The sequence below is a fragment of the Geobacillus sp. BMUD genome, assembly GCF_013096845.1.
GTDB lineage: Bacteria > Bacillota > Bacilli > Bacillales > Anoxybacillaceae > Geobacillus > Geobacillus vulcani.
Genome location: NZ_SDLA01000001.1, coordinates 67,759 through 86,394, shown reverse-complemented (window position 1 = coordinate 86,394; position 18,636 = coordinate 67,759). Strand labels below are relative to the sequence as shown.

The 18,636-nt window shown below is 53.7% G+C and carries 18 protein-coding genes and 2 riboswitches; of the genes, 8 read left to right on the top strand and 10 right to left on the bottom strand.

What is annotated here, in order from left to right:
- Positions 1-7: 7 nt before the first annotated feature.
- Entirely contained in the window at positions 8-742 is a 735-nt protein-coding gene (locus ETC05_RS00390) for a ZIP family metal transporter (protein ID WP_171660136.1), read from the top strand.
- A gap of 46 nt (positions 743-788) precedes the next feature.
- Here the strand turns inward: ETC05_RS00390 and ETC05_RS00385 are convergent, their stop codons facing one another.
- From ETC05_RS00385 to ETC05_RS00365, 5 genes are all read right to left on the bottom strand, one after another.
- Positions 789-1,331, bottom strand: coding sequence for a 1,2-dihydroxy-3-keto-5-methylthiopentene dioxygenase (locus ETC05_RS00385; protein WP_013145966.1), 543 nt, complete (start codon positions 1,329-1,331; stop codon positions 789-791).
- Between the two features lie 34 nt (positions 1,332-1,365).
- Positions 1,366-1,998 carry a methylthioribulose 1-phosphate dehydratase gene (locus ETC05_RS00380; RefSeq protein WP_031404871.1) on the bottom strand — a complete coding sequence of 211 codons (633 nt, stop codon included), beginning with the start codon at positions 1,996-1,998 and terminating at the stop codon, positions 1,366-1,368.
- Entirely contained in the window at positions 1,995-2,657 is a 663-nt protein-coding gene (mtnX, locus tag ETC05_RS00375) for a 2-hydroxy-3-keto-5-methylthiopentenyl-1-phosphate phosphatase (protein ID WP_031404873.1), read from the bottom strand. The genes ETC05_RS00380 and mtnX overlap by 4 nt, the downstream gene beginning before the upstream one ends.
- A complete protein-coding gene (mtnW, locus tag ETC05_RS00370; protein WP_031404875.1) occupies positions 2,654-3,895 on the bottom strand; it encodes a 2,3-diketo-5-methylthiopentyl-1-phosphate enolase in 1,242 nt (413 codons plus the stop codon). The genes mtnX and mtnW overlap by 4 nt, the downstream gene beginning before the upstream one ends.
- A 75-nt stretch (positions 3,896-3,970) precedes the next feature.
- Positions 3,971-4,079, bottom strand: a riboswitch (SAM riboswitch).
- A gap of 84 nt (positions 4,080-4,163) precedes the next feature.
- Positions 4,164-5,351 carry a pyridoxal phosphate-dependent aminotransferase gene (locus tag ETC05_RS00365; RefSeq protein ID WP_305792242.1) on the bottom strand — a complete coding sequence of 396 codons (1,188 nt, stop codon included), beginning with the start codon at positions 5,349-5,351 and terminating at the stop codon, positions 4,164-4,166.
- Positions 5,352-5,449: 98 nt separating this feature from the next.
- Here ETC05_RS00365 and ETC05_RS00360 point away from each other — a divergent pair, with 98 nt between their 5' ends.
- From ETC05_RS00360 to ETC05_RS00335, 6 genes are all read left to right on the top strand, one after another.
- Positions 5,450-6,262 carry a carbon-nitrogen family hydrolase gene (locus ETC05_RS00360; RefSeq protein ID WP_031404879.1) on the top strand — a complete coding sequence of 271 codons (813 nt, stop codon included), beginning with the start codon at positions 5,450-5,452 and terminating at the stop codon, positions 6,260-6,262.
- A gap of 94 nt (positions 6,263-6,356) precedes the next feature.
- A riboswitch (SAM riboswitch) is annotated at positions 6,357-6,525 on the top strand.
- 139 nt (positions 6,526-6,664) lie between these two features.
- Positions 6,665-7,855, top strand: coding sequence for an S-methyl-5-thioribose kinase (gene mtnK, locus ETC05_RS00355; protein ID WP_171660135.1), 1,191 nt, complete (start codon positions 6,665-6,667; stop codon positions 7,853-7,855).
- 70 nt (positions 7,856-7,925) lie between these two features.
- Positions 7,926-8,993 (top strand): S-methyl-5-thioribose-1-phosphate isomerase, encoded by a 1,068-nt coding sequence (gene mtnA, locus ETC05_RS00350; RefSeq protein WP_171660134.1) that lies wholly within the window; start codon positions 7,926-7,928, stop codon positions 8,991-8,993.
- A complete protein-coding gene (locus ETC05_RS00345) occupies positions 8,980-10,140 on the top strand; it encodes a sugar ABC transporter substrate-binding protein (protein WP_171660133.1) in 1,161 nt (386 codons plus the stop codon). Before mtnA ends, ETC05_RS00345 begins: the two co-directional genes overlap by 14 nt.
- A complete protein-coding gene (locus tag ETC05_RS00340) occupies positions 10,137-11,687 on the top strand; it encodes a sugar ABC transporter ATP-binding protein (protein WP_171660132.1) in 1,551 nt (516 codons plus the stop codon). The genes ETC05_RS00345 and ETC05_RS00340 overlap by 4 nt, the downstream gene beginning before the upstream one ends.
- Positions 11,629-12,642: an ABC transporter permease gene (locus ETC05_RS00335; RefSeq protein ID WP_171660131.1), complete on the top strand. Its 1,014-nt coding sequence runs from the start codon at positions 11,629-11,631 to the stop codon at positions 12,640-12,642. The genes ETC05_RS00340 and ETC05_RS00335 overlap by 59 nt, the downstream gene beginning before the upstream one ends.
- Positions 12,643-13,064: 422 nt before the next feature.
- On the opposite strand, the gene ETC05_RS00330 is transcribed toward ETC05_RS00335, so the two are convergent.
- Both ETC05_RS00330 and ETC05_RS00325 read right to left on the bottom strand, forming a co-directional pair.
- Positions 13,065-13,556: a methylated-DNA--[protein]-cysteine S-methyltransferase gene (locus tag ETC05_RS00330; RefSeq protein WP_171660130.1), complete on the bottom strand. Its 492-nt coding sequence runs from the start codon at positions 13,554-13,556 to the stop codon at positions 13,065-13,067.
- Positions 13,546-15,762, bottom strand: coding sequence for a PAS domain-containing sensor histidine kinase (locus ETC05_RS00325; RefSeq protein WP_031404894.1), 2,217 nt, complete (start codon positions 15,760-15,762; stop codon positions 13,546-13,548). The genes ETC05_RS00330 and ETC05_RS00325 overlap by 11 nt, the downstream gene beginning before the upstream one ends.
- Before the next feature lie 437 nt (positions 15,763-16,199).
- On the opposite strand from ETC05_RS00325, the gene ETC05_RS00320 reads away from it, so the two are divergent.
- On the top strand, positions 16,200-17,972 hold the full coding sequence (locus ETC05_RS00320; protein WP_171660129.1) for a B12-binding domain-containing radical SAM protein: 1,773 nt from the start codon (positions 16,200-16,202) through the stop codon (positions 17,970-17,972).
- A 79-nt stretch (positions 17,973-18,051) separates the two neighbouring features.
- On the opposite strand, the gene ETC05_RS00315 is transcribed toward ETC05_RS00320, so the two are convergent.
- The 3 genes from ETC05_RS00315 to ETC05_RS00305 are packed head-to-tail and all read right to left on the bottom strand — an operon-like array spanning position 18,052 to position 18,516.
- The gene (locus tag ETC05_RS00315; protein ID WP_167332988.1) at positions 18,052-18,204 is read right to left on the bottom strand and encodes a hypothetical protein; all 153 of its coding nucleotides are present in this window, start codon (positions 18,202-18,204) and stop codon (positions 18,052-18,054) included.
- On the bottom strand, positions 18,197-18,364 hold the full coding sequence (locus ETC05_RS00310; protein WP_011230441.1) for a hypothetical protein: 168 nt from the start codon (positions 18,362-18,364) through the stop codon (positions 18,197-18,199). The genes ETC05_RS00315 and ETC05_RS00310 overlap by 8 nt, the downstream gene beginning before the upstream one ends.
- A complete protein-coding gene (locus ETC05_RS00305) occupies positions 18,361-18,516 on the bottom strand; it encodes a hypothetical protein (protein ID WP_167332989.1) in 156 nt (51 codons plus the stop codon). Before ETC05_RS00305 ends, ETC05_RS00310 begins: the two co-directional genes overlap by 4 nt.
- Between the last annotated feature and the right edge of the window lie 120 nt (positions 18,517-18,636).

Genomic DNA, 18,636 nt, shown 5'->3' with positions numbered 1-18,636 from the left:
GAAGTAGATGAACCAAGTGTTGGCCGGAAGCGTGCTTTCCGCCTTATCCACCGGGCTTGGCGCCGTGCCGATTTTGTTTATGGCCAAATCACTCACCCACCGGTGGCGTGATGTACTGCTGGCCTTTTCAGCCGGCATTATGATGGCGGCTTCGATGATGAGCCTCATTCCGGAATCGTTAAAATCAGGGGGCTTCAACACGTTAACAGTAGGGCTTTCCGCTGGCGTACTGATTTTGACGCTGCTTGAGATGACCATTCCGCATATTGATTTAGAGCACACAAAAAGCGATCTGCAGTTTGATGAAAAAGCCATGCTGATCATCGCCGCCATTACGTTGCACAATTTGCCTGAAGGTCTGTCGGTCGGGGTCAGCTACGCCTCCGACAGCTCTTCGCAAATCGGCAATTTAATCGCCCTGGCGATTGGCTTGCAAAATGCACCGGAAGGGTTTTTGGTCGCTTTGTTTTTAATCAACCAGCAAATCGGGCGCTTTAAAGCGTTTGTGATCGCCACGTTGACCGGAGCCGTGGAAATCGTCACATCGCTGCTCGGTTTTTACTTAACCTCCCTCTTTCGCGGACTCGTTCCGTACGGGCTGGCGTTTGCTGCCGGGGCGATGCTGTTTATCATTTACAAAGAGCTCATTCCCGAAAGCCATGGCGATGGAAATGAACGGACATCGACGTACGCGTTTATTGTCGGCATTTTGTTTATGATTTTTCTAACACAATCGTTTTAACGAAAACAACCCCGCCGCCTGTATATAAGCAGCGGGGCGTTCGTTGTTATTGGACGGCTTCCTCTTTTTCTTCATACGGGTGAGCGACCCAGCCGGACGGGTCGATAAACAAGCGCACCGCAACGACCCGACGGTCATCCATGAGCGTAAAGTAATGCGGATTCCCTTCCGGCACGGAAATGACGTCGCCGGCTTCCAGCTCGACATCAAAATAACCGGTTTCTTTGTCGCCTTTGATAATAAAAATGCCATGGCCGGCCGTAATGGCGCGCACTTCATCTTCCGTATGGATGTGCACTTGTTCAAATTTTTTCAGCAGCTCATCCAAGTTCGGCGTCGCGTCGGACAAAGCGACGATGTCCCATGTTTTGTAGCCGCGGCGCGCCGCTAAATCTTCAATTTCGTCTTTGAACGCCGCTAAAATTTCATTTTTTTCTTCATCTGTCAGAACATATTTATCGCGCAAATGCTCCGGCAGTTTCGTGATGTCCCAATGTTCATACAACACCCCTTGACTGTTCAAAAACGCGCGCACATTGTCTTCTCCTTCAATCACTTGACCGGTTTTCCTCACTTTGATGACTGCCATGGTTCACATCCCCCTTAAAAAACATGTATATGGATTAGCCAACCGGCAGGCCGGCCCGCTGCAAAAGCAGCCGCTTCACCTGCCAGCGGAACAAAAACTCCCATGCTTCCAAATGTTTTTTCGCTTCAAATGCATCGCGGCCCCAGACCGTGATGCCGTGGTTTTGAATCAGCACGGCGCCGGCGTCGTCATGGACATGACTGGCAAACTCCCGAGCGAGCGCCGGAATGTCGGCGTCATTGTCAATGATCGGGATGCGCACGGCGGCGTTTTCCTCCCAAATGCCAAACGCCTTGATGATTTCCTGGCCGGAAAAGACCGCTTCCCCGTTTTGCGCATACAGTTCAGAAATCAAGTTGTTGTCGACCGTATGAACGTGCAAGACGCAACCGGCATTCGTCCGTCCGTAAATTTCCGCGTGCAAGAGCGTCTCGGCCGATGGCTTCAAGTGCGTGTCCTCGGCCGGTTTTCCGTTAGCGTCAACGAGCAGAAAATCCTCATCCGTTTGCTTCCGCTTATCCTTGCCGCTCGCTGTCACGAGGAATGTCAACGGATCGTCCGTCACCTTGATCGACAAATTGCCGCTTGTCGCGAAAAACCAGTCGCGGGCGGCGAGCTCGGCTTTCACTTCCGCGAGCTCGTTCCACTTTTTCACGACGATGCTCATACGATCACCTCCATCTGTTGCAACGCATCGATCACGTCAAAAAACGTCGCAAACGGCGCATGCGGCAAGCCAAGCTCCTGGCATTTTTGGAGCAAAAAATCGCGCGCCAACACGTAATCCGCTTGCTTCGCCACTGCTACATCCGTAATCGAATCGCCGATGACGACATGGTACCCGTCTGAGCGGGCAAGCTTGCGAAGGAGCGATGGCTTGCAGCAGCCGCAGCCGTTTTGGCACTCGCTGTCGCATGCATGCGGCCATGTGATGCGGATCGTCTCACCGCTGAAATCGGAGCCGTTGCAAAAAATGCGCTCCGGTTCAATGAGCCCTTGAAGCAGCGGATAGACAAAAAAGTCAATACCGCCGCTGACGATATAAAGCGGAATGCCTCGCTCTTTCGTAAACGCGACAAACTCTCGGAATCCCGCGCGCAACCGGGTGGTGCGCCGCAGAAAATCGATGATTTCGCCCTTCAGCGAGGACGGAAGGAGGGAAAACATCTTCCCGACTCCTTCCTGAACGGAAATGCGCTCAGCGAGAACGTCGTCTTTTAACGCCTCCCACTCCGGTGGAGCGAACTGTTTCATAATAGCGATGATGTTGTCGTTTTCCGTAATGGTGCCGTCAAAATCACAAAAGAGAACAAGCTGTCTCGTCATGCTTCCACCTCAACAGCGCCCCAGCGGTCGATCGCTTTCTGCAACGCTTCGTTTTCTGCTGCCGCCTCACGAAGCGGACAGCCGGCCAACACCGCGTCGATCGCCGCGCGAAACGCCCGACCGCCCCCGATCGCCCCATCCGGATGGCCGTGAATGCCGCCGCCGGCGTTGACGATGGTGTCAAGGCCAAAATCACGAATGATGAGCGGCACCAATCCCGGATGAATGCCAGCCGACGGCACCGGAAACGCCCGAGCAAACGGCTCTTGGTCGTCGGTGAGCGCCCTTGCGATGCCAAGCGCCTGTTCGCGCTCTAAGGCCACGCTGCCGTACGGCGACGGGAACAGGACGAAATCGGCACCGGCGAGCCGCAAAAGCTTTCCAAGCCAAAGCGAAGGCGCCACCCCATAAAATTCGGACGGCGTAACAGCGCCGCTGAACGCCGGGTGAGCCATAATCGGCAACGCAATCTCCTCATCCTCGCGCAACGCCTGCAACACGTCAAGCCCATAAGCGAAGACGTTAAACAACAGTACATCAGCGCCTAGCTCGGCGGCCCGTTTCGCCTTCTCTTTCAACTCAAACGTTTTGCCGGTCAAGTTGACGGCATAAAGCGTTCGCTTGCCTGTTTGTTCGTACACTTCTTGAAGCGCCGCCTTGCCCTCGGTGATCCGCTTCTCAAACGGAAGAAGCTCGCTGTCAAACAAAATTTCATCGTCTTTGACCAGGTCAACGCCGCCGAGCGCCTGTTTTTTCAATTCCGACGTCAAGTACGCCAAATCGCGGCCGATGATGCCTTTAAAAATGCTCATCAACAGTGGGCGGTTATGCACCCCGACTCGGTCGCGAATGCCGTCGATGCCAAAGCGCGGCCCAGGAAACTGTCGCTTCCATTCACCCGGAAACTCTAAATCAAGCAGCCGCACTTCCCCATCAAGCGACAATTTGCCAAACGTCGTCACCAACAGAGCCGGCAAGTCAGCGCTGAAGTTGACCGTCGGGTAGGCGATTTTCACGATCGCCCGCTTCAGTCGCTTGCCGAAATAGGCGTTTACCCGCTCGCTTTCGCCAAGCTCTTCGACCGCGATCACTTCCCCTTTATGTTGGCGGAGCTGCTCCTGCTCTAATGCCGGCAAGTCCGTCCATGTGCCGACCGTCAAACCAAGGGCGATCCCTTCCGCTTTTTTCCGAATGTCTTTTTCATCATGAAGCAAATACGTTGCCATCACTGCACTCATCGTCCATCCCTCTTTCAATGCAACGAAATGAAAACGCCTCTTCATAAGAAGAGGCGTCACTCATCCATGGCGCTCTTCTTATCTCCCAGCGTTTCCGCTGCAAGAATTAGCACCGTGCTTGGCGCGCGCCAAGCCGGTTGCCGGGCTTCATTGGGCTCGTCCCTCCGCCTGCTCTTGATAAGAAAGCCTGCTCATTTATGCACTTGTCAAACGATTGGCAAATTTACTTTGAATTATGACATCACCAATTGGCATTGTCAATCATTTTTCAAAAATTTTTTTCAAACAATCCGAGGCGGCCGATCCGGTCCGCCGCTTCGCGAAGCCGCGCTTCGTCGGTCAAGAGGCCGACGCGCACATACCCTTCGCCGTGCTCGCCGAACCCGATGCCCGGTGCGACGGCGACATGCGCCCGCTCAAGCAGCATGTCGGCAAACTGTGTGGATGATATGCCTTTTGGCAGCGGAAGCCAAGCGAAAAACGACCCGGACGGCGCCGGGGCTTCCCAGCCGATCTCGCGCAACGCGGCGATGAATGCGTTGCGGCGCGCTTCATACAGCGCGACAAGCTCTTTGACGCAATCTTGCGGACCGAGGAGCGCCGCGGCGGCTGCTTCCTGGATGGCACCGAACAAGCTGACGTACAAATGATCCTGCAAAAGCTCAAGCGCCTGAATGATCCGCTCGTTGCCGACGGCAAATGCAACGCGCCAGCCGGCCATATTGTATGTTTTCGAAAAGGTGTAAATCTCGACGCCGACGTCTTTCGCCCCATCGGCTTCCAAGAAGCTGACCGGTTTTCGGCCGTCAAAGCCGATCGCCCCATAAGCGAAATCGTGCACAACGGCAATGCCGTATTTCCCAGCAAACGCCACCGTCTCCGCGAAAAATTCTTTTGTCGCCGTCGCACCGGTCGGATTGTTTGGATAGTTTAAAAACATCAGCTTCGCCTGGTCGGCGATCGACGCCGGAATGGCTTCGTAATCCGGTAAGAACCCGTTTTCCGAAGAAAGCGGCAGCATCTCCATCCGCGCACGAGCAAGCGCGATCCCCGACCAATAGTCGGGATAGCCTGGATCCGGAACAAGCACCACATCACCCGGGTTGACGAGACAAAGCGGCAGCTCGACAAGCCCGGCCTTGCCGCCGAACAAAATGGCGACTTCGCGGGCTGGGTCAATCTTCACCCCATATTCACGTGCGTAAAACGCGGCGATGGCTTCTTTCAAAAAGGAGTAGCCTTGAAACGGCGAATATTTATGGTATTTCGGATTGGCCGCCGCCCGCTGCATCGCCTCAACGATATGCTTGGGCGTCGGCTGGTCCGGATTGCCCTGCCCTAAATTGATCACGTCGCATCCGGCTTTGATTTTCTCCCCAACTTTTGCGACAAGCGAGGCGAAAAATTGCTTTGGCAGCTGCTCAAGCAGCTCGGAAAAAGGAAATTCCATCGTCATCGCCCACACCTTCTTGAAAAATTCTTGAAATTCTAGTGCAAAATCATATATCGTAAAAAGCAAAATGTAAAGCAAATTTTTTATTGGGGTGAAACACAATGACCATCCGCATCGCTTGCCTCCAACTCGATATCGCGTTTGGCGATCCACAAACAAACGAACAGCGAGCCGAAACAGCCGTGCAATCCGCCGCCAAGGACGGCGCTGACATCATCGTCCTGCCGGAGCTATGGACGACCGGTTACGATTTAACGCGCTTAGATGAGATTGCCGATGACAACGCCGAACGGACGAAAGTATTCGTCTCCCGCCTGGCGCAAACGTACGGTGTTCATTTCGTCGCCGGCTCGGTCGCTAAAAAAACAGCAACCGGCGTGACGAACACGATGATCGTGGCTGACCGGAGCGGTCAAATCGTCAGTGAATACAGCAAGCTTCATCTGTTTCGGCTGATGGATGAACATTTGTATTTGCAGCCGGGAAGCAGCTTAGGTTTGTTTTCGCTCGACGGGGTTTCGTGCGCCGGGGTCATCTGCTATGACATCCGCTTTCCGGAGTGGATTCGCGCCCACACCTTAGCCGGGGCGGAAGTGCTGTTTGTCGTCGCCGAATGGCCGCTTCCCCGCCTGCACCATTGGCGGACGCTCCTGATGGCGCGGGCGATTGAAAACCAATGCTACGTCATCGCCTGCAACCGGGCGGGGCGCGACCCGAACAACGTGTTCGCCGGACATTCGCTCATCATTGATCCATGGGGCGAAGTGATCGCCGAGGCGGATGAGAAGCCTGGCATGGTCGCGGCGGACATTGACCCTGCGCTCGTTGCGGACGTCCGTACGCGCATCCCAGTATTTGCCGACCGCCGGCCGCATGACTACGAAGCGGCAAAAAAATTTTTCAAAACGTATTGACAATCGATGGATCGACCATGTATCATTCGAATCAAGCAACCAAACGATTGGGAACATCGCGAAAATTCCCAAAATTGAATACGAGAAACCGGTACTCTTATCAAGAGTTGGCTGAGGGAATTGGCCCAATGAAGCCCAGCAACCGACCGTAATGCTATCGTGAGATAGGGCGCACGCCAAGGGCGGCGCCGGAAGCGTTATGCTTCCGCAGGGCACGGTGCTAAGTCCAACAGAAAGACCGATGTCTTTCTGAAAGATAAGAGGCGCGAAGAATCCATGAATCTTCAAGCCTCTTTCATATGCGAAAGAGGCTTTTTCATTTGCCGAAAACGCCGAACTTCTGGTGCAGCGTCAACATCGGCATTTGAAAATGAGCGAAATGAAAAAAGGGGGAACATGAATATGACGACTGTGCAAACATCGGTTTACGAACCGCTGACCGAACCAAAGGCGGTGGCGCTCGCTGTCCGCCTCGGCTTGTTCCGCGACGGGGCGCCGCTTCTGTGCCGTGAGATCGGCGACGGAAACTTGAACCTTGTTTTTCATATCGTTGACCAAGCAACAAAGCAAGGCGTCATCATCAAACAAGCGCTGCCGTACGCGAAAGTTGTCGGGGAAAGCTGGCCGCTTACGTTAAAGCGCGCCGTCATTGAAAGCAACGCGCTGCGCACGTTTGCCAGCTATGTGCCGCAATACGTCCCGAAAGTCTACTATTCTGACGAATCGCTCGCCATCACGGTGATGGAAGATTTGTCTCGCCTGCAAATCGCGCGCAAAGGGCTGATCGAAGGGAAAACGTACCCGCTGTTGTCGCGGCATATCGGCGAATTCATCGCCAAAACGGCGTTTTACACGTCTGATTTCGGCATGAACCAGCAGGAGAAAAAGAAACTGGCGCAAAACTTCGTCAATCCGGAACTGTGCAAAATTACGGAAGACCTTGTCTTTACCGATCCGTTTTTCGACCATGACACGAACAACTTTGAGGACGAATTGCGCCCAGACGTTGAAGCGCTTTGGCAAGATGACCGCCTCCGCCTCGAAGCAGCGAAGCTGAAGCGCAAGTTTTTAACTGAAGCGGATGTACTGCTGCACGGAGACTTACACACTGGCAGCATTTTCGCCAGCGACGACGAAACGAAAGTGATCGACCCGGAATTCGCCTTTTACGGCCCGATCGGGTTTGACCTTGGCCAATTTTTCGCCAACTTGCTGTTAAATGCGTTGTCCCGCCCTGAATCGGAGCGCCGTCCGCTCTTTGATCATATCGACCGGACGTGGGACGTTTTTAAGTCTGTATTCTCGGAGCTTTGGCGCACCGAAAGCGTCGAAACGTACGCCGCGACGCCCGGACTGCTTGATGAGGTGCTGCGGCAGGCGTTCGTTGACGCCGTCGGTTTTGCCGGCTGCGAAGTCATCCGCCGGACGATCGGCCTCGCCCATGTGGCGGATCTCGACGGCATTGAACAAAAAGACGAACGGCTCGCTGCGAAACGGCACGCGCTCCGTCTCGGTCGCCGCCTGATCGTTGAGCGCACCGAACTGGCGGGAACGGACGGCTTCCGCCGCCTGTTCGTCGAAACGGAACGATGACACCCTCTGCCCGGGCCGGCCGTCCAACGCCAGCCCAGGCCAATCGACCAACCGAGAAAGGAAGACGACGATGAACTCATTTGTCATCCCGCGCTCTGTCGAATGGCGCGAGACGCATATCACGATTTTAAACCAGCAAAAACTGCCATCGGTCACCGAATACATCGACTTGCGTACAATCGAAGACGTCCATGAAGCGATCGCGACGTTGAAAGTGCGCGGGGCGCCGGCGATCGGCATCACGGCTGCCTACGGCTTGGCGCTCGCCGCCTCGCGCTATGAAACCGAAGCGGTGGACGAATTTCAGCGCCGCTTGCAACAAGACCGCGACTACTTAGCGAGCGCGCGCCCGACGGCCGTCAACTTGTTTTGGGCGCTCGACCGGCTCGTCGCCGCCGCGAACAGCGCCGCTTCCGTCAACGAAGCGAAAACAACGCTCATTCACGAAGCGATCCGCATCCAAATCGAAGATGAGGATGTGTGTCGCCGCATCGGTGAATACGCCTTGTCCCTTTTCCGCCCGGGCGACCGGGTGATGACGATTTGCAACGCCGGTTCGATCGCCACCGCCCGCTACGGGACGGCGCTCGCCCCGTTTTATTTGGCGAAAGAAAAAAGAATCGAGCTGTCCGTCTACGCCCTTGAGACACGTCCCGTTTTGCAAGGGGCGCGCCTGACCACATGGGAGCTGATGCAAGCAGGCGTCGATGTGACGCTTATTACCGACAACATGGCGGCGCAAACGATCAAGGCGAAACACATTAACGCCATCATCGTCGGCGCCGACCGGATCGCGCGAAACGGCGACACGGCGAACAAAATCGGCACGTTCGGTCTCGCTTTGCTCGCCCAATCGTTCGGCATTCCGTTTTACGTCGCCGCCCCGCTGTCAACGATCGACATCAAGACAAAAACAGGGGCGGACATCCCGATTGAAGAGCGCCATCCGGACGAAGTGACCCATCTCGCCGGCGTGCGCATCGCCCCGGAAGGCGTCAACGTGTACAACCCGGCGTTTGACGTGACGCCAAACGAACTCATTACCGCCATCATTACCGAAAAAGGCATCGTCCGCGGCCGTTACGAAACGGCGCTGCCATCGTTATTCGCAAAGGAGGAGCACCATGAAACAATTTAAGGCCTTATCGTTCCTTTTTCTTCTTTTCTTTGCTGTGTTCTCCATCGTAGCCGGCTGCACGAACGAGCAAGACGCCATGAGCGCCAAGCCGGCCAATGAAACGAAACAAACGAACAACAACGACGACGCATCGTCCAACAGCTCAACCGCCGCGAGCAGCGAGCAGGCGGCCATTCCGGAAAAACTGAAAAAACCGGTGAAAATCGCCGCCATTATGCAACTGTCGATCGGCACATTCTCCTCGCAATACATCGCCGGCGTGAAAGAACAAGTGCAAAAATTCGGCGGCGAAGTGCAAATTTACAACGCCGACAACGATTTGACAAAGATGGCATCGTATGTTGAAACGGCCATTACGCAAAATGTGGACGCCATTTTGCTTGACCACGGCCGCGCCGATGCGCTCGAAGGTCCGGTAAAAAAAGCCGTCGCCAAAGGCATTCCGGTTGTGGCGTTTGACAACGATTTGAACATTCCCGGCGTCACCGTCATCGACCAAGACGACTATAGCCTCGCTTGGAAAACATTAAAGACGCTCGCCGAAGATTTAAACGGCGAGGGCAACATCGTCACGATTTGGGTCGGCGGCTTTACCCCAATGGAACGGCGCCACGTCATTTATGAGGCGTTCAAAAAACGCTACCCGAACATTAAGGAAGTTGCCAAATTCGGTACAGCGAGCGCCAACACCGCGCTGGACACGCAAACGCAAATGGAAGCCATCTTGAAAAAATACCCGAACAAAGGCGACATTGACGCCGTCTTCGCGACATGGGACGAGTTCGCCAAAGGGGCGACGCGCGCGATCGAGCAAGCCGGGCGCACGGAAATTAAAGTGTACGGCATCGATTTGAGCGATGAAGATTTGCAAATGATCCAAAAACCGAACAGCCCGTGGGTGGCGACGACGGCGACGGATCCGGCGGAAGTCGGCCGCGTGCAAGTTCGCTTTGCCTACCAAAAAATTGCTGGTGAAAAAACGCCGAACATTTACTCGCTCGAGCCGCATTTAGTGAAACGGTCCGACCTGCCGGACAAACAAGTATCGATGAGCGATCTCTCGCAATACATCCCGGGCTGGGGGCAATCGAACGTCGCCATCTCGCCGTGGATGAAAACGTTGGAAGCTCAGGTGAACAAAAAATGAACGGGTTGTCAATGCGGGGCATGGAAAAATCGTTTGGCGCCGTGCGCGTGCTTGACGGCGTGGACTTCGACGTTCGTCCGGGCGAAGTCCACGCCCTTTTAGGCATGAACGGCGCCGGCAAAAGCACGCTGATGAACATGTTGGCCGGCGCCATTTCGCCTGATGCCGGCACGATCGCAATCGACGGCGCCCCATGCGCGTTTTCCTCGCCGTTTGACGCGAAACGAGCCGGCATCGGCTTTGTCGTGCAAGAAGTCGACACAGCGCTGTTTCCTGGTTTGCCAGTGTACGAAAACATCGCCGCCGATGAACTCGCTCGCGCCACGCAGCGGCCGATCCGTTCGCTGCGCCAAGAAAAAGAGCGGGCGGCTGCTCTCCTTCGCCGCGTCGGCCTTTCCATCCCGCCGACGAAGCTCGTGCGCGACTGTTCACTCCACGAAAAGCAGCTGATCGTGCTCGCGAAAGTGCTGTCATCCGACGCGCGCTACATCATTTTGGACGAACCGACCGCGGCGCTGAGCGAGGCGGAAACGAAGCGGCTGTTTGCCATCATTCATGAGCTGAAACAGCAAGGCGTCGGCTTTATTTATATTTCTCATAAGCTGAAAGAAGTGCAAGAAATCGCTGACCGGCTGACGATTTTGCGCGACGGCCGCGTCGTCTATCAAGGCGCGGCCGACAGCCTGTCGCTTGAAGACATCGTCCTGCATATGACCGGGACGAAGCGAAGAACGTCTGCCAAACAGGCGCGCACGTCCGGGGGCGACATCGCCTTTGCCGCCCGCGGAATCACGATTGACAAAACCGGCACGACCGTCGACCTATACGCCCATCGCGGCGAAATTGTCGGCATCGCCGGCTTGGTCGGCGCCGGCAAGACGGAGCTTGCTGAAAGCTTGATCGCCCATCGAAAAACGGCGGGCGAATGGGAAATCGAGGGGCGGCGCTATGTATTCTCGTCACCTTACGAAGCCATCGAAGCCGGACTTTGCCTCATTCCCGAAGAGCGGCGCAAACAAGGGCTGTTTTTGCCCGAATCGGTGCGGGCAAACATCACCGTGCGCCTTCTTTCCCACCTGACGCGCTGGCAATGGATCAAGCGGGCACAAGAAGCGGAAGCCGCCAATGCTCTCGTGCGCTCGCTCGCCATCCATCCGCCGTCAAGCGCCACAGCCATCCGCCATTTGAGCGGCGGCAACCAGCAAAAAGTCGTGATCGGCAAATGGCTGAACACGAACGCGCGCGTCTTTTTGTTCGACGAGCCGACGAAAGGGATCGATGTCCACGCGAAGCAGGACGTGTTTGCCATCATTCGCTCCCTTGCCGATGAAGGAAAAACGGTGCTGTACTTTTCCAGTGAATTTCAAGAGCTTCTTGACATTTGCGACACCATCTACGTGATGGTCGACGGTCGGCTGCTCGCTCGCCTGCCGGCCGCTGAACTCACGTACGAGCAGCTTGTTTATTATTGCAGCGGAGGTGAAATCGATGAATCAGCCGGCCGTTTCCGCGACGCCGTCGAAAAAAACGGCGCCGTCTATTCTTGAGTTTTTGTATAAACATGGGACATTGCTCGCCATTCTGGCCGTGATCGCCTATTTTGGCATCACGCAAGACCGGTTTTTCACGTATGAAAACTTCAGCGACATTTTGCGTTCGATTTCGATCGTGACGCTCGTGGCGATCGGCATCACGTTTTCGCTCATCGTTGACGGCTTCGATTTATCGGTCGGGTCAACGGTCAGCCTTGCGACGATCGCCAGTGCGGCGGCGCTTGTTCTGTATCGCCAAGAAATTTTCGTCACCTTGCTCGTGCCGCTGTTGCTCGGCGTCGCCGTCGGACTGCTCAACTCGCTCTTGATCGTCAAATTCAAATTGCCGGATTTGCTTGCAACATTGGCGACGATGTACGCCATCAACGGGGTACAGCTCACCTATACGAAAGGATTTTCGATTTATAACGATATGCCGCTGCCAGACGGCGGCACGGCGCCGGGCAAATTCATCCCTTCCTTTCTATTTATCGGCCAAGGAGAGCTGTTCGGCGTGCCGTTTTCCGTTTTGCTGATGCTGTTTGTCGTTATAGCTGCCCATTTGTTTTTGACATACACCAAACCGGGGCGCCTCTTTTATTTGACGGGGGAAAACCGGGAAGCGGCAAGGCTGTCGGGGATTCCGGTGAACCGTTACCGGACGTACGCGTACGTCATTAGCGGCTTTTTCGCCGCCCTTGGCGGCATCGTCCTCGCTTCACGCATCGGCACCGGACAAGTGTCCGCCGGCGCCTCGCTTTTAATGGACAGCGTCGCCGCCGCTTACATTGGTTTTTCTGTCTTCGGCGCCGGCAAGCCGAACGTCGTCGGCACCTTGTTCGGCTCGATTTTAATGGGCGTGTTGCTGAACGGCTTGACGATGATGAACGTTCCGTATTACGCCCAAGATATTATAAAAGGCGCCATTTTAGTCGGCGCCCTCGCGTTGTCGCATTGGCAAAAAAAATAACGCCCGATCGCTGCCCCCGTGGATGTCTCCCCCGGGGGCAGACGCGTTTTTCTAGGAGGCCGGGGATCGAATGAAAATGCGGCTCAAAACCAGCTCTTCTCAAGTTGAGAAGCCTTGTACAATCAGCTCTTCGTTTCCGACGAACTTCCATCCATTCGGCAAACATAACGGCTTTTCACCAGCCTTCTAGAAGGCTGGTGAAAAACAACAGATTCGCTCGATTGGTGAGAAATCACCAGGAATAAAATGATGACGTTGCAAGGTTTTTCAATTTGAGAAACACTGTTGGAGAGCAGTATTTCCCCTTAAATCACCGGCCTTCTGGGCACACCGCCAGCCTCTTTTTCCGCCCACTTCATTGCAGCATCCGCTTACAAGTCTTTCCAAATCCTTTGCCTATTCTGCGAATGCAAGGACCTCCTCTATTTATAGCGCCGCTCAAGCTCCAACAGCTTCGCCTTCACATCGGTGCGGCTTCCCGCATAGCCAACGAGAGCGCCGTTTTTGCCAATCACACGGTGGCATGGAACGAAGAGCGGCAGTTCATTCGCCCGGTTTGCCTGGCCGACGGCGCGCACCGCTTTTGGGCGGCCGATTTGTGCGGCGATGTCAGCGTATGTCGCCGTCTCGCCGTACGGAATGCGGCAAAGCGCCGCCCACACCTCTTCTTGAAAGGCTGTTCCCTTCCACTTCAGCGGCAAGTCAAATGCCTGGCGTCGACCGTGAAAATACTCATCCAACTGCATAAGCGCGCGTTCAAGAAGCAGCGACCGGCTTTGAACAGACGGATGTTCGCCGATGAACGCGCGCCATTCTTCCGGAAACAGCTCAACTTTCACAATCGCCTCGCCGTCAGAGGCGATGTAAATCTCCCCGAATTGTTTAGAATGGTACATCGCAAACTCAATCGTCATCGTCGTCTTCCCTCTCCGTTCGCTCGATTGGCAGCGTAATATGGAACGTCGTGCCGACGCCGACTTCACTTTCCACTTCAATTTTCCCTTGATGCTCTTCAATAATTTTATAGCTGACCATCAAACCGAGGCCAGTGCCGCGTTCTTTCGTCGTATAAAACGGCTCGCCAAGCTTTTTGATTTTATCTTTTGGAATGCCGCATCCTTGGTCAGTGATGGAGATGCGCACATAGCCCTCGGCGCGGGTGATGCGCACCGTAATGTCCCCGCCTTTTGGCATCACTTCGATGGCGTTTTTCAAAATGTTGATGAACACTTGCTTCAGCTGGTTCGGCTCGCAATACACCGGCGGCAGCCCGTTTTCAAAATCCGCGATGATTTGCACATTGTGCATCATCGCTTGGGCGCTGATCAAATCGATCGTATCTTGCATAATTTTGCAAATGTCGTTTTGCTTGTATTGAACCGCCTGGGGCTTCGCCAAAACCAGAAACTCGGTGATGATCGACTCAATTCGTTTCAATTCCGACATAATGACATTAAAATACATCGAATAGTCGCCCTCAATGCTTCCTTGCAACAGCTGAATAAAGCCCTTTAGCGCCGTCATCGGATTGCGGATTTCATGGGCGATGCCGGCGGCCAGTTCCCCGACGACGTTGAGCGTATCCGACTTGCGCAGCTGCAATTCCATCTCCTTGCGCTCGGTCACATCGCGCAGCATCATCATCCCGACGCCGGGAATCACTTCCTTTTTCAGCGAAAACTCAATAATCCTTCCTTTTCCCTTGTCGAAAAATTCGACCTCACCGCTCGCTTCGCCGGTGCGTTGGCATTGTTGAAGCAACTTATTGAGCTGGCGGCGCGCCCGCTCCGGAACGAGCTCGACCACCATCCGGCCAAGCAGCGCCTCCTTTTCAGCGGAAAAAATGCCGCAGACAACCGGATTGGCATCGATGATCCGATGCTGCGCATCCCAAAGCAAAATGCCATCCATTGCATGATCGAAAATGCTCCGGAACTTTTGCTCGCTTTCGCGCAACTCGCGCTCAATTTTCCGCCGCTCGCTCACATTGCGGAAAATCGTCAGGTGGTACCCGTCGATCGCTCCTTTTTTCATTGTAAACTCAAGCTGCTTATCCTCACCGTTTGGCATATGAAACGTCAGCTCGTCACGGATTTCCCCTTTGCGGCGGAACTCACTGAAAATGCGTTTCACCTTTTCGTCCCCATAGTCGACAAAATCAAACAAATTGCGGCGCACAAGCAAATTCAAGGGCAGCTCAAACGTCCGGCTCGCCGCCGGATTGGCGTTCAATATGCAGCCAAAATCGTCCCAAATGAGGATCGCTTCATGCGCTTGCTCGAAAATAGCCCGGAACCGTTCTTCACTTTTTTGCAACTTGATTTCCATGTTTTTTCGTTCCGTCACATCGCGCATAATGGCCATGTAAAACCCGCTGTAGACGTTGGAAGTCGCCGTCAGCTCAAACATTTTCACCGTTCCGTCCGGGCGGACAAGCGACAACTCTCCTTTGGCCGTTCCCTTTTCTTTCACTTCGGCGAGCAACCGAGCGAATTCATTGGCGCATTCACGGGCGACGAATTGCTGAAACGACAAATTGAGCAGTTTTCCTTTCTCCAAGTTCAAGCTCATCGAAAACGCCGGATTGACATCGATAAACCGCCCAAATTCATCGAAAATGACGATGCCGTCAACAGCGCGGTTGAATACGTCACGGAACAAAAATTCATGAATGATGCGTTCACGCTCAAGCGCCTTATGAGCTGAGATGTCGCGCATCATGACAAGGTCAAATTCGTCGAATACATCCTTTTTCATCGAAAATTCCACATGCTTTACTTTGCCGTCTGGCAACTTGATGAGCAGCTCATCGCTGAACGAACCGAATTTTTGCAACATCGAGCGCTGAAACAGCAAAATATCGGGCGGCACGAGTTCAAGGAACGAAGAAAACGAACGGCCGATCAGCGAAAACTTATCCATTTCAAACAGCTTGCACGCCGCTTCGTTCACATCGACAAATTCACCATTTTTATTTAAAATAACGATCGCATCGAGCGACCGCTCGAAAATGACCGAATAGCTGTTCAACCGCTCTTTTAGCCGCCGATTTTCCTCTTCAAGCAACCGCACATCCGGCGATGCATTTTGTTCTTCCCGAGGAGAAAGGCTTTGGGCCATATCCATCTCTCCTTGTCCATTCAAACCATTCCGAAATATATATTCGCTGTGGAAAAATTTACTCCTCCTTTGATTCACGAAGATTTTCGAAAAATCTTTTCCGCAATGTTCGACAAGTTTTTTTGCTTCTTTGTTTGGCTAAACTGCATTATAATAATAAGGTTAGTATGAATCATAGATGCAGCGAAAAAGGGCAACAAATCTTTGACGAAAAAAGCCACTTGTCTATTTTTTCAATGGACAGGGTCAAATCTGTGACTTGCCTCTGTCGCGCCAAGGCGTCGACAGAGGCCCTCCCCCACTCACAGCCCTATGCGTCATTCAGAAAGCGTTGTTGTTCACCCGCTCGACAGTCAATCAAAGGCCGATTGGCTCTGTAAAAGCTGCAAATGAAAAAGTCCCAAATTGCCTCTATCAGCAAAGGGGGGTTTGCTGCGATGAACATCGTCTGCACAACATTAAATGCGAAATACATTCATATGAATTTGGCTATCCGCTATTTAAAAGCATACGCGCAGCCAGAGTTTGACGTCAAGCTTGTTGAGTATACAATCAAAGACCCGGTGCTGAACATTGTGACGGATTTGTACCAACGCCGTCCGGATGTCGTCGGTTTCAGCTGCTACATTTGGAATATTGAAGAGACGATCAAAGTCGTCAAGCTGTTGAAGAAAGCAGCGCCGGACGTCATCATCGTCGCTGGCGGCCCGGAAGTGTCGTACGATGTGCGCGAATGGATGGAACAAGTGCCGGAGTTTGATTTTATTGTCATCGGCGAAGGGGAAGAAACGTTTAAACAGCTTCTTTTTGCCCTAGATGGCCGTGGAGAAGTGAACGAGGTGGCCGGACTGGCGTTTCGCGACGGAAAGCGCATCGTCGTCAATCCGCAGCGAAACAAAATCCGCTTGGCTGACATGCCGTCGCCGTTTCGCTTTCCGGAAGACATCCCACATCTTCCAAACCGAATCGTCTATGTCGAAACGAGCCGCGGCTGCCCGTTCAGCTGCCAGTTTTGCCTATCCTCGATTGAAGTAGGTGTCCGCTATTTTGATCGTGAAAAAATTAAGGATGATTTGCGCTATTTAATGAAGCACGGAGCGCGGACGATCAAGTTCGTCGACCGGACGTTCAACATCAGCCGCAGCTATGCGATGGATATGTTTCGCTTTTTAATTGACGAACACGCGCCGGGAACGGTATTTCAGTTTGAAATTACCGCCGACATTATGCGCCCGGAAGTGATCGAGTTTTTAAACAAGGAAGCGCCGCCTGGGCTGTTCCGCTTTGAAATCGGCGTTCAGTCGACCAATGACGAAGTGAACCGTCTCATTATGCGCAAGCAAAACTTCGCCAAGCTGGCGCGAACGGTGACAATGATTAAAGAAGGCGGGAAAATCGCCCAACATTTGGATTTGATCGCTGGCTTGCCTGAAGAAGACTACAACTCGTTTCGAAAGACGTTTAACGACGTGTTCGCCCTTCGCCCGGAAGAACTGCAGCTTGGCTTTTTGAAACTGCTGCGCGGCACCGGGCTGCGCCTGCGCGCCGAAGAGTACGGATATGTGTATATGGACCATGCACCATACGAAGTGCTCGCCAACAATGTCTTGTCATTTGATGATGTCATCCGCATCAAGCAGGTGGAAGATGTTCTGGAAAAGTACTGGAACGCCCATCGGATGGACGAAACACTTGAATACTTGGTGACCGATGTCTTCCCATCGCCGTTTGACTTTTTCCAGCAGTTTGGCACGTATTGGGATGAACGCGGCTGGGCGCGCATCGGCCATCAGTTAGAAGACTTGTTCCGCCGTCTGCATGAGTTTTTGCGCACCTCTGTGCCAGACGCTTTGCCTGTCGCCGAATCGCTCATGAAATATGACTACTTGCGAAACCAAAAATACAAACCGCGCAAGCCGTGGTGGGAGGAAAAAACGGACAAATCAACGCGCGCGTCCGTCTACCGTGCGCTGCTTGAACATCCCGAGACGCTCGGCGCGGACTTTGCCGCCCTCGGGCTCGGGGAAAAGGAATTATTTAAGCATACGATCGTTGAAATTGTGCCGGTCGATGTCGGGCGTTATCTCGCTGCAAGGCAACTCTCGTTCGCGCCAACGGCCATCGTCGCCTACTTTGACCCATCTGGCGCCGGTGCAACGCTGTTTTCCGCGCCGCTTGCTTCACTGTTCGCATCATCTGCATCGGCTTAAACGCCCAAACGAAAAAGAGCGCTGCTTCCAGCGCTCTTTTTTGTCCGTTTGGCGACCTGCTCCCCGCAAAACGGCGTCCTCACCGCGGCAGCTTTTTTTGTTTTGTCTCCTTCTCTTTCGCTTGCTTTTGTTCCTCGATCAGCCAAAATGGCTGATGAACGGCGAAATCCCCCCATTCAAACGCCATTTCCTCATGGACCAGTGAGAATCGTTCGTTCTTCTGATCAGCCATCGCCGCCTCCTTGGCGTCCTTTTTTTGAATTGCGGTTTGCGCCGCGGATCATGTCTTCTTCACCAGCGTATTGGGCCGCAAATTCCGTATCCGGCAAGCTTTCCGTCGGCGTTTTGTTGTTGTTTTTCGCCGCGTCGAATTTCACTTTTCGCTTCATCATCGTTTCGTCTCCCCTTCATCCACCGTTTTTCGCTCATAAGCGACAAGCACAATTTCTTCTCCCGTCTCTTCGCGCAGCCGCTGTTCAAGCTGCTGGAGCTGGCGAAGCGTCCCGTCCTGCAAACGGGCCACTGGAAACGCAATGTTGGTCACATATATCCTCCTTCCCGCATTTTTTCTTATCGTGTCTCGACCGAACGTTCTTTATGCATCGCTGCGTTTTTAGTACGATTTTAATGGAGCCATCTTTCTTTTTATCGAAAATTTCATACG

Excerpts from the sequence above, each read along its gene's own strand:
- ETC05_RS00390 (WP_171660136.1), top strand. The coding sequence starts at position 8 with ATGAACCAAGTGTTGGCCGGAAGCGTGCTTTCCGCCTTATCCACCGGG.
- ETC05_RS00385 (WP_013145966.1), bottom strand. The coding sequence starts at position 1,331 with ATGGCAGTCATCAAAGTGAGGAAAACCGGTCAAGTGATTGAAGGAGAA.
- ETC05_RS00380 (WP_031404871.1), bottom strand. The coding sequence starts at position 1,998 with ATGAGCATCGTCGTGAAAAAGTGGAACGAGCTCGCGGAAGTGAAAGCC.
- mtnX (WP_031404873.1), bottom strand. The coding sequence starts at position 2,657 with ATGACGAGACAGCTTGTTCTCTTTTGTGATTTTGACGGCACCATTACG.
- mtnW (WP_031404875.1), bottom strand. The coding sequence starts at position 3,895 with ATGAGTGCAGTGATGGCAACGTATTTGCTTCATGATGAAAAAGACATT.
- ETC05_RS00365 (WP_305792242.1), bottom strand. The coding sequence starts at position 5,351 with ATGACGATGGAATTTCCTTTTTCCGAGCTGCTTGAGCAGCTGCCAAAG.
- ETC05_RS00360 (WP_031404879.1), top strand. The coding sequence starts at position 5,450 with ATGACCATCCGCATCGCTTGCCTCCAACTCGATATCGCGTTTGGCGAT.
- mtnK (WP_171660135.1), top strand. The coding sequence starts at position 6,665 with ATGACGACTGTGCAAACATCGGTTTACGAACCGCTGACCGAACCAAAG.
- mtnA (WP_171660134.1), top strand. The coding sequence starts at position 7,926 with ATGAACTCATTTGTCATCCCGCGCTCTGTCGAATGGCGCGAGACGCAT.
- ETC05_RS00345 (WP_171660133.1), top strand. The coding sequence starts at position 8,980 with ATGAAACAATTTAAGGCCTTATCGTTCCTTTTTCTTCTTTTCTTTGCT.
- ETC05_RS00340 (WP_171660132.1), top strand. The coding sequence starts at position 10,137 with ATGAACGGGTTGTCAATGCGGGGCATGGAAAAATCGTTTGGCGCCGTG.
- ETC05_RS00335 (WP_171660131.1), top strand. The coding sequence starts at position 11,629 with ATGAATCAGCCGGCCGTTTCCGCGACGCCGTCGAAAAAAACGGCGCCG.
- ETC05_RS00330 (WP_171660130.1), bottom strand. The coding sequence starts at position 13,556 with ATGACGATTGAGTTTGCGATGTACCATTCTAAACAATTCGGGGAGATT.
- ETC05_RS00325 (WP_031404894.1), bottom strand. The coding sequence starts at position 15,762 with ATGGCCCAAAGCCTTTCTCCTCGGGAAGAACAAAATGCATCGCCGGAT.
- ETC05_RS00320 (WP_171660129.1), top strand. The coding sequence starts at position 16,200 with ATGAACATCGTCTGCACAACATTAAATGCGAAATACATTCATATGAAT.
- ETC05_RS00315 (WP_167332988.1), bottom strand. The coding sequence starts at position 18,204 with ATGGCTGATCAGAAGAACGAACGATTCTCACTGGTCCATGAGGAAATG.
- ETC05_RS00310 (WP_011230441.1), bottom strand. The coding sequence starts at position 18,364 with ATGATGAAGCGAAAAGTGAAATTCGACGCGGCGAAAAACAACAACAAA.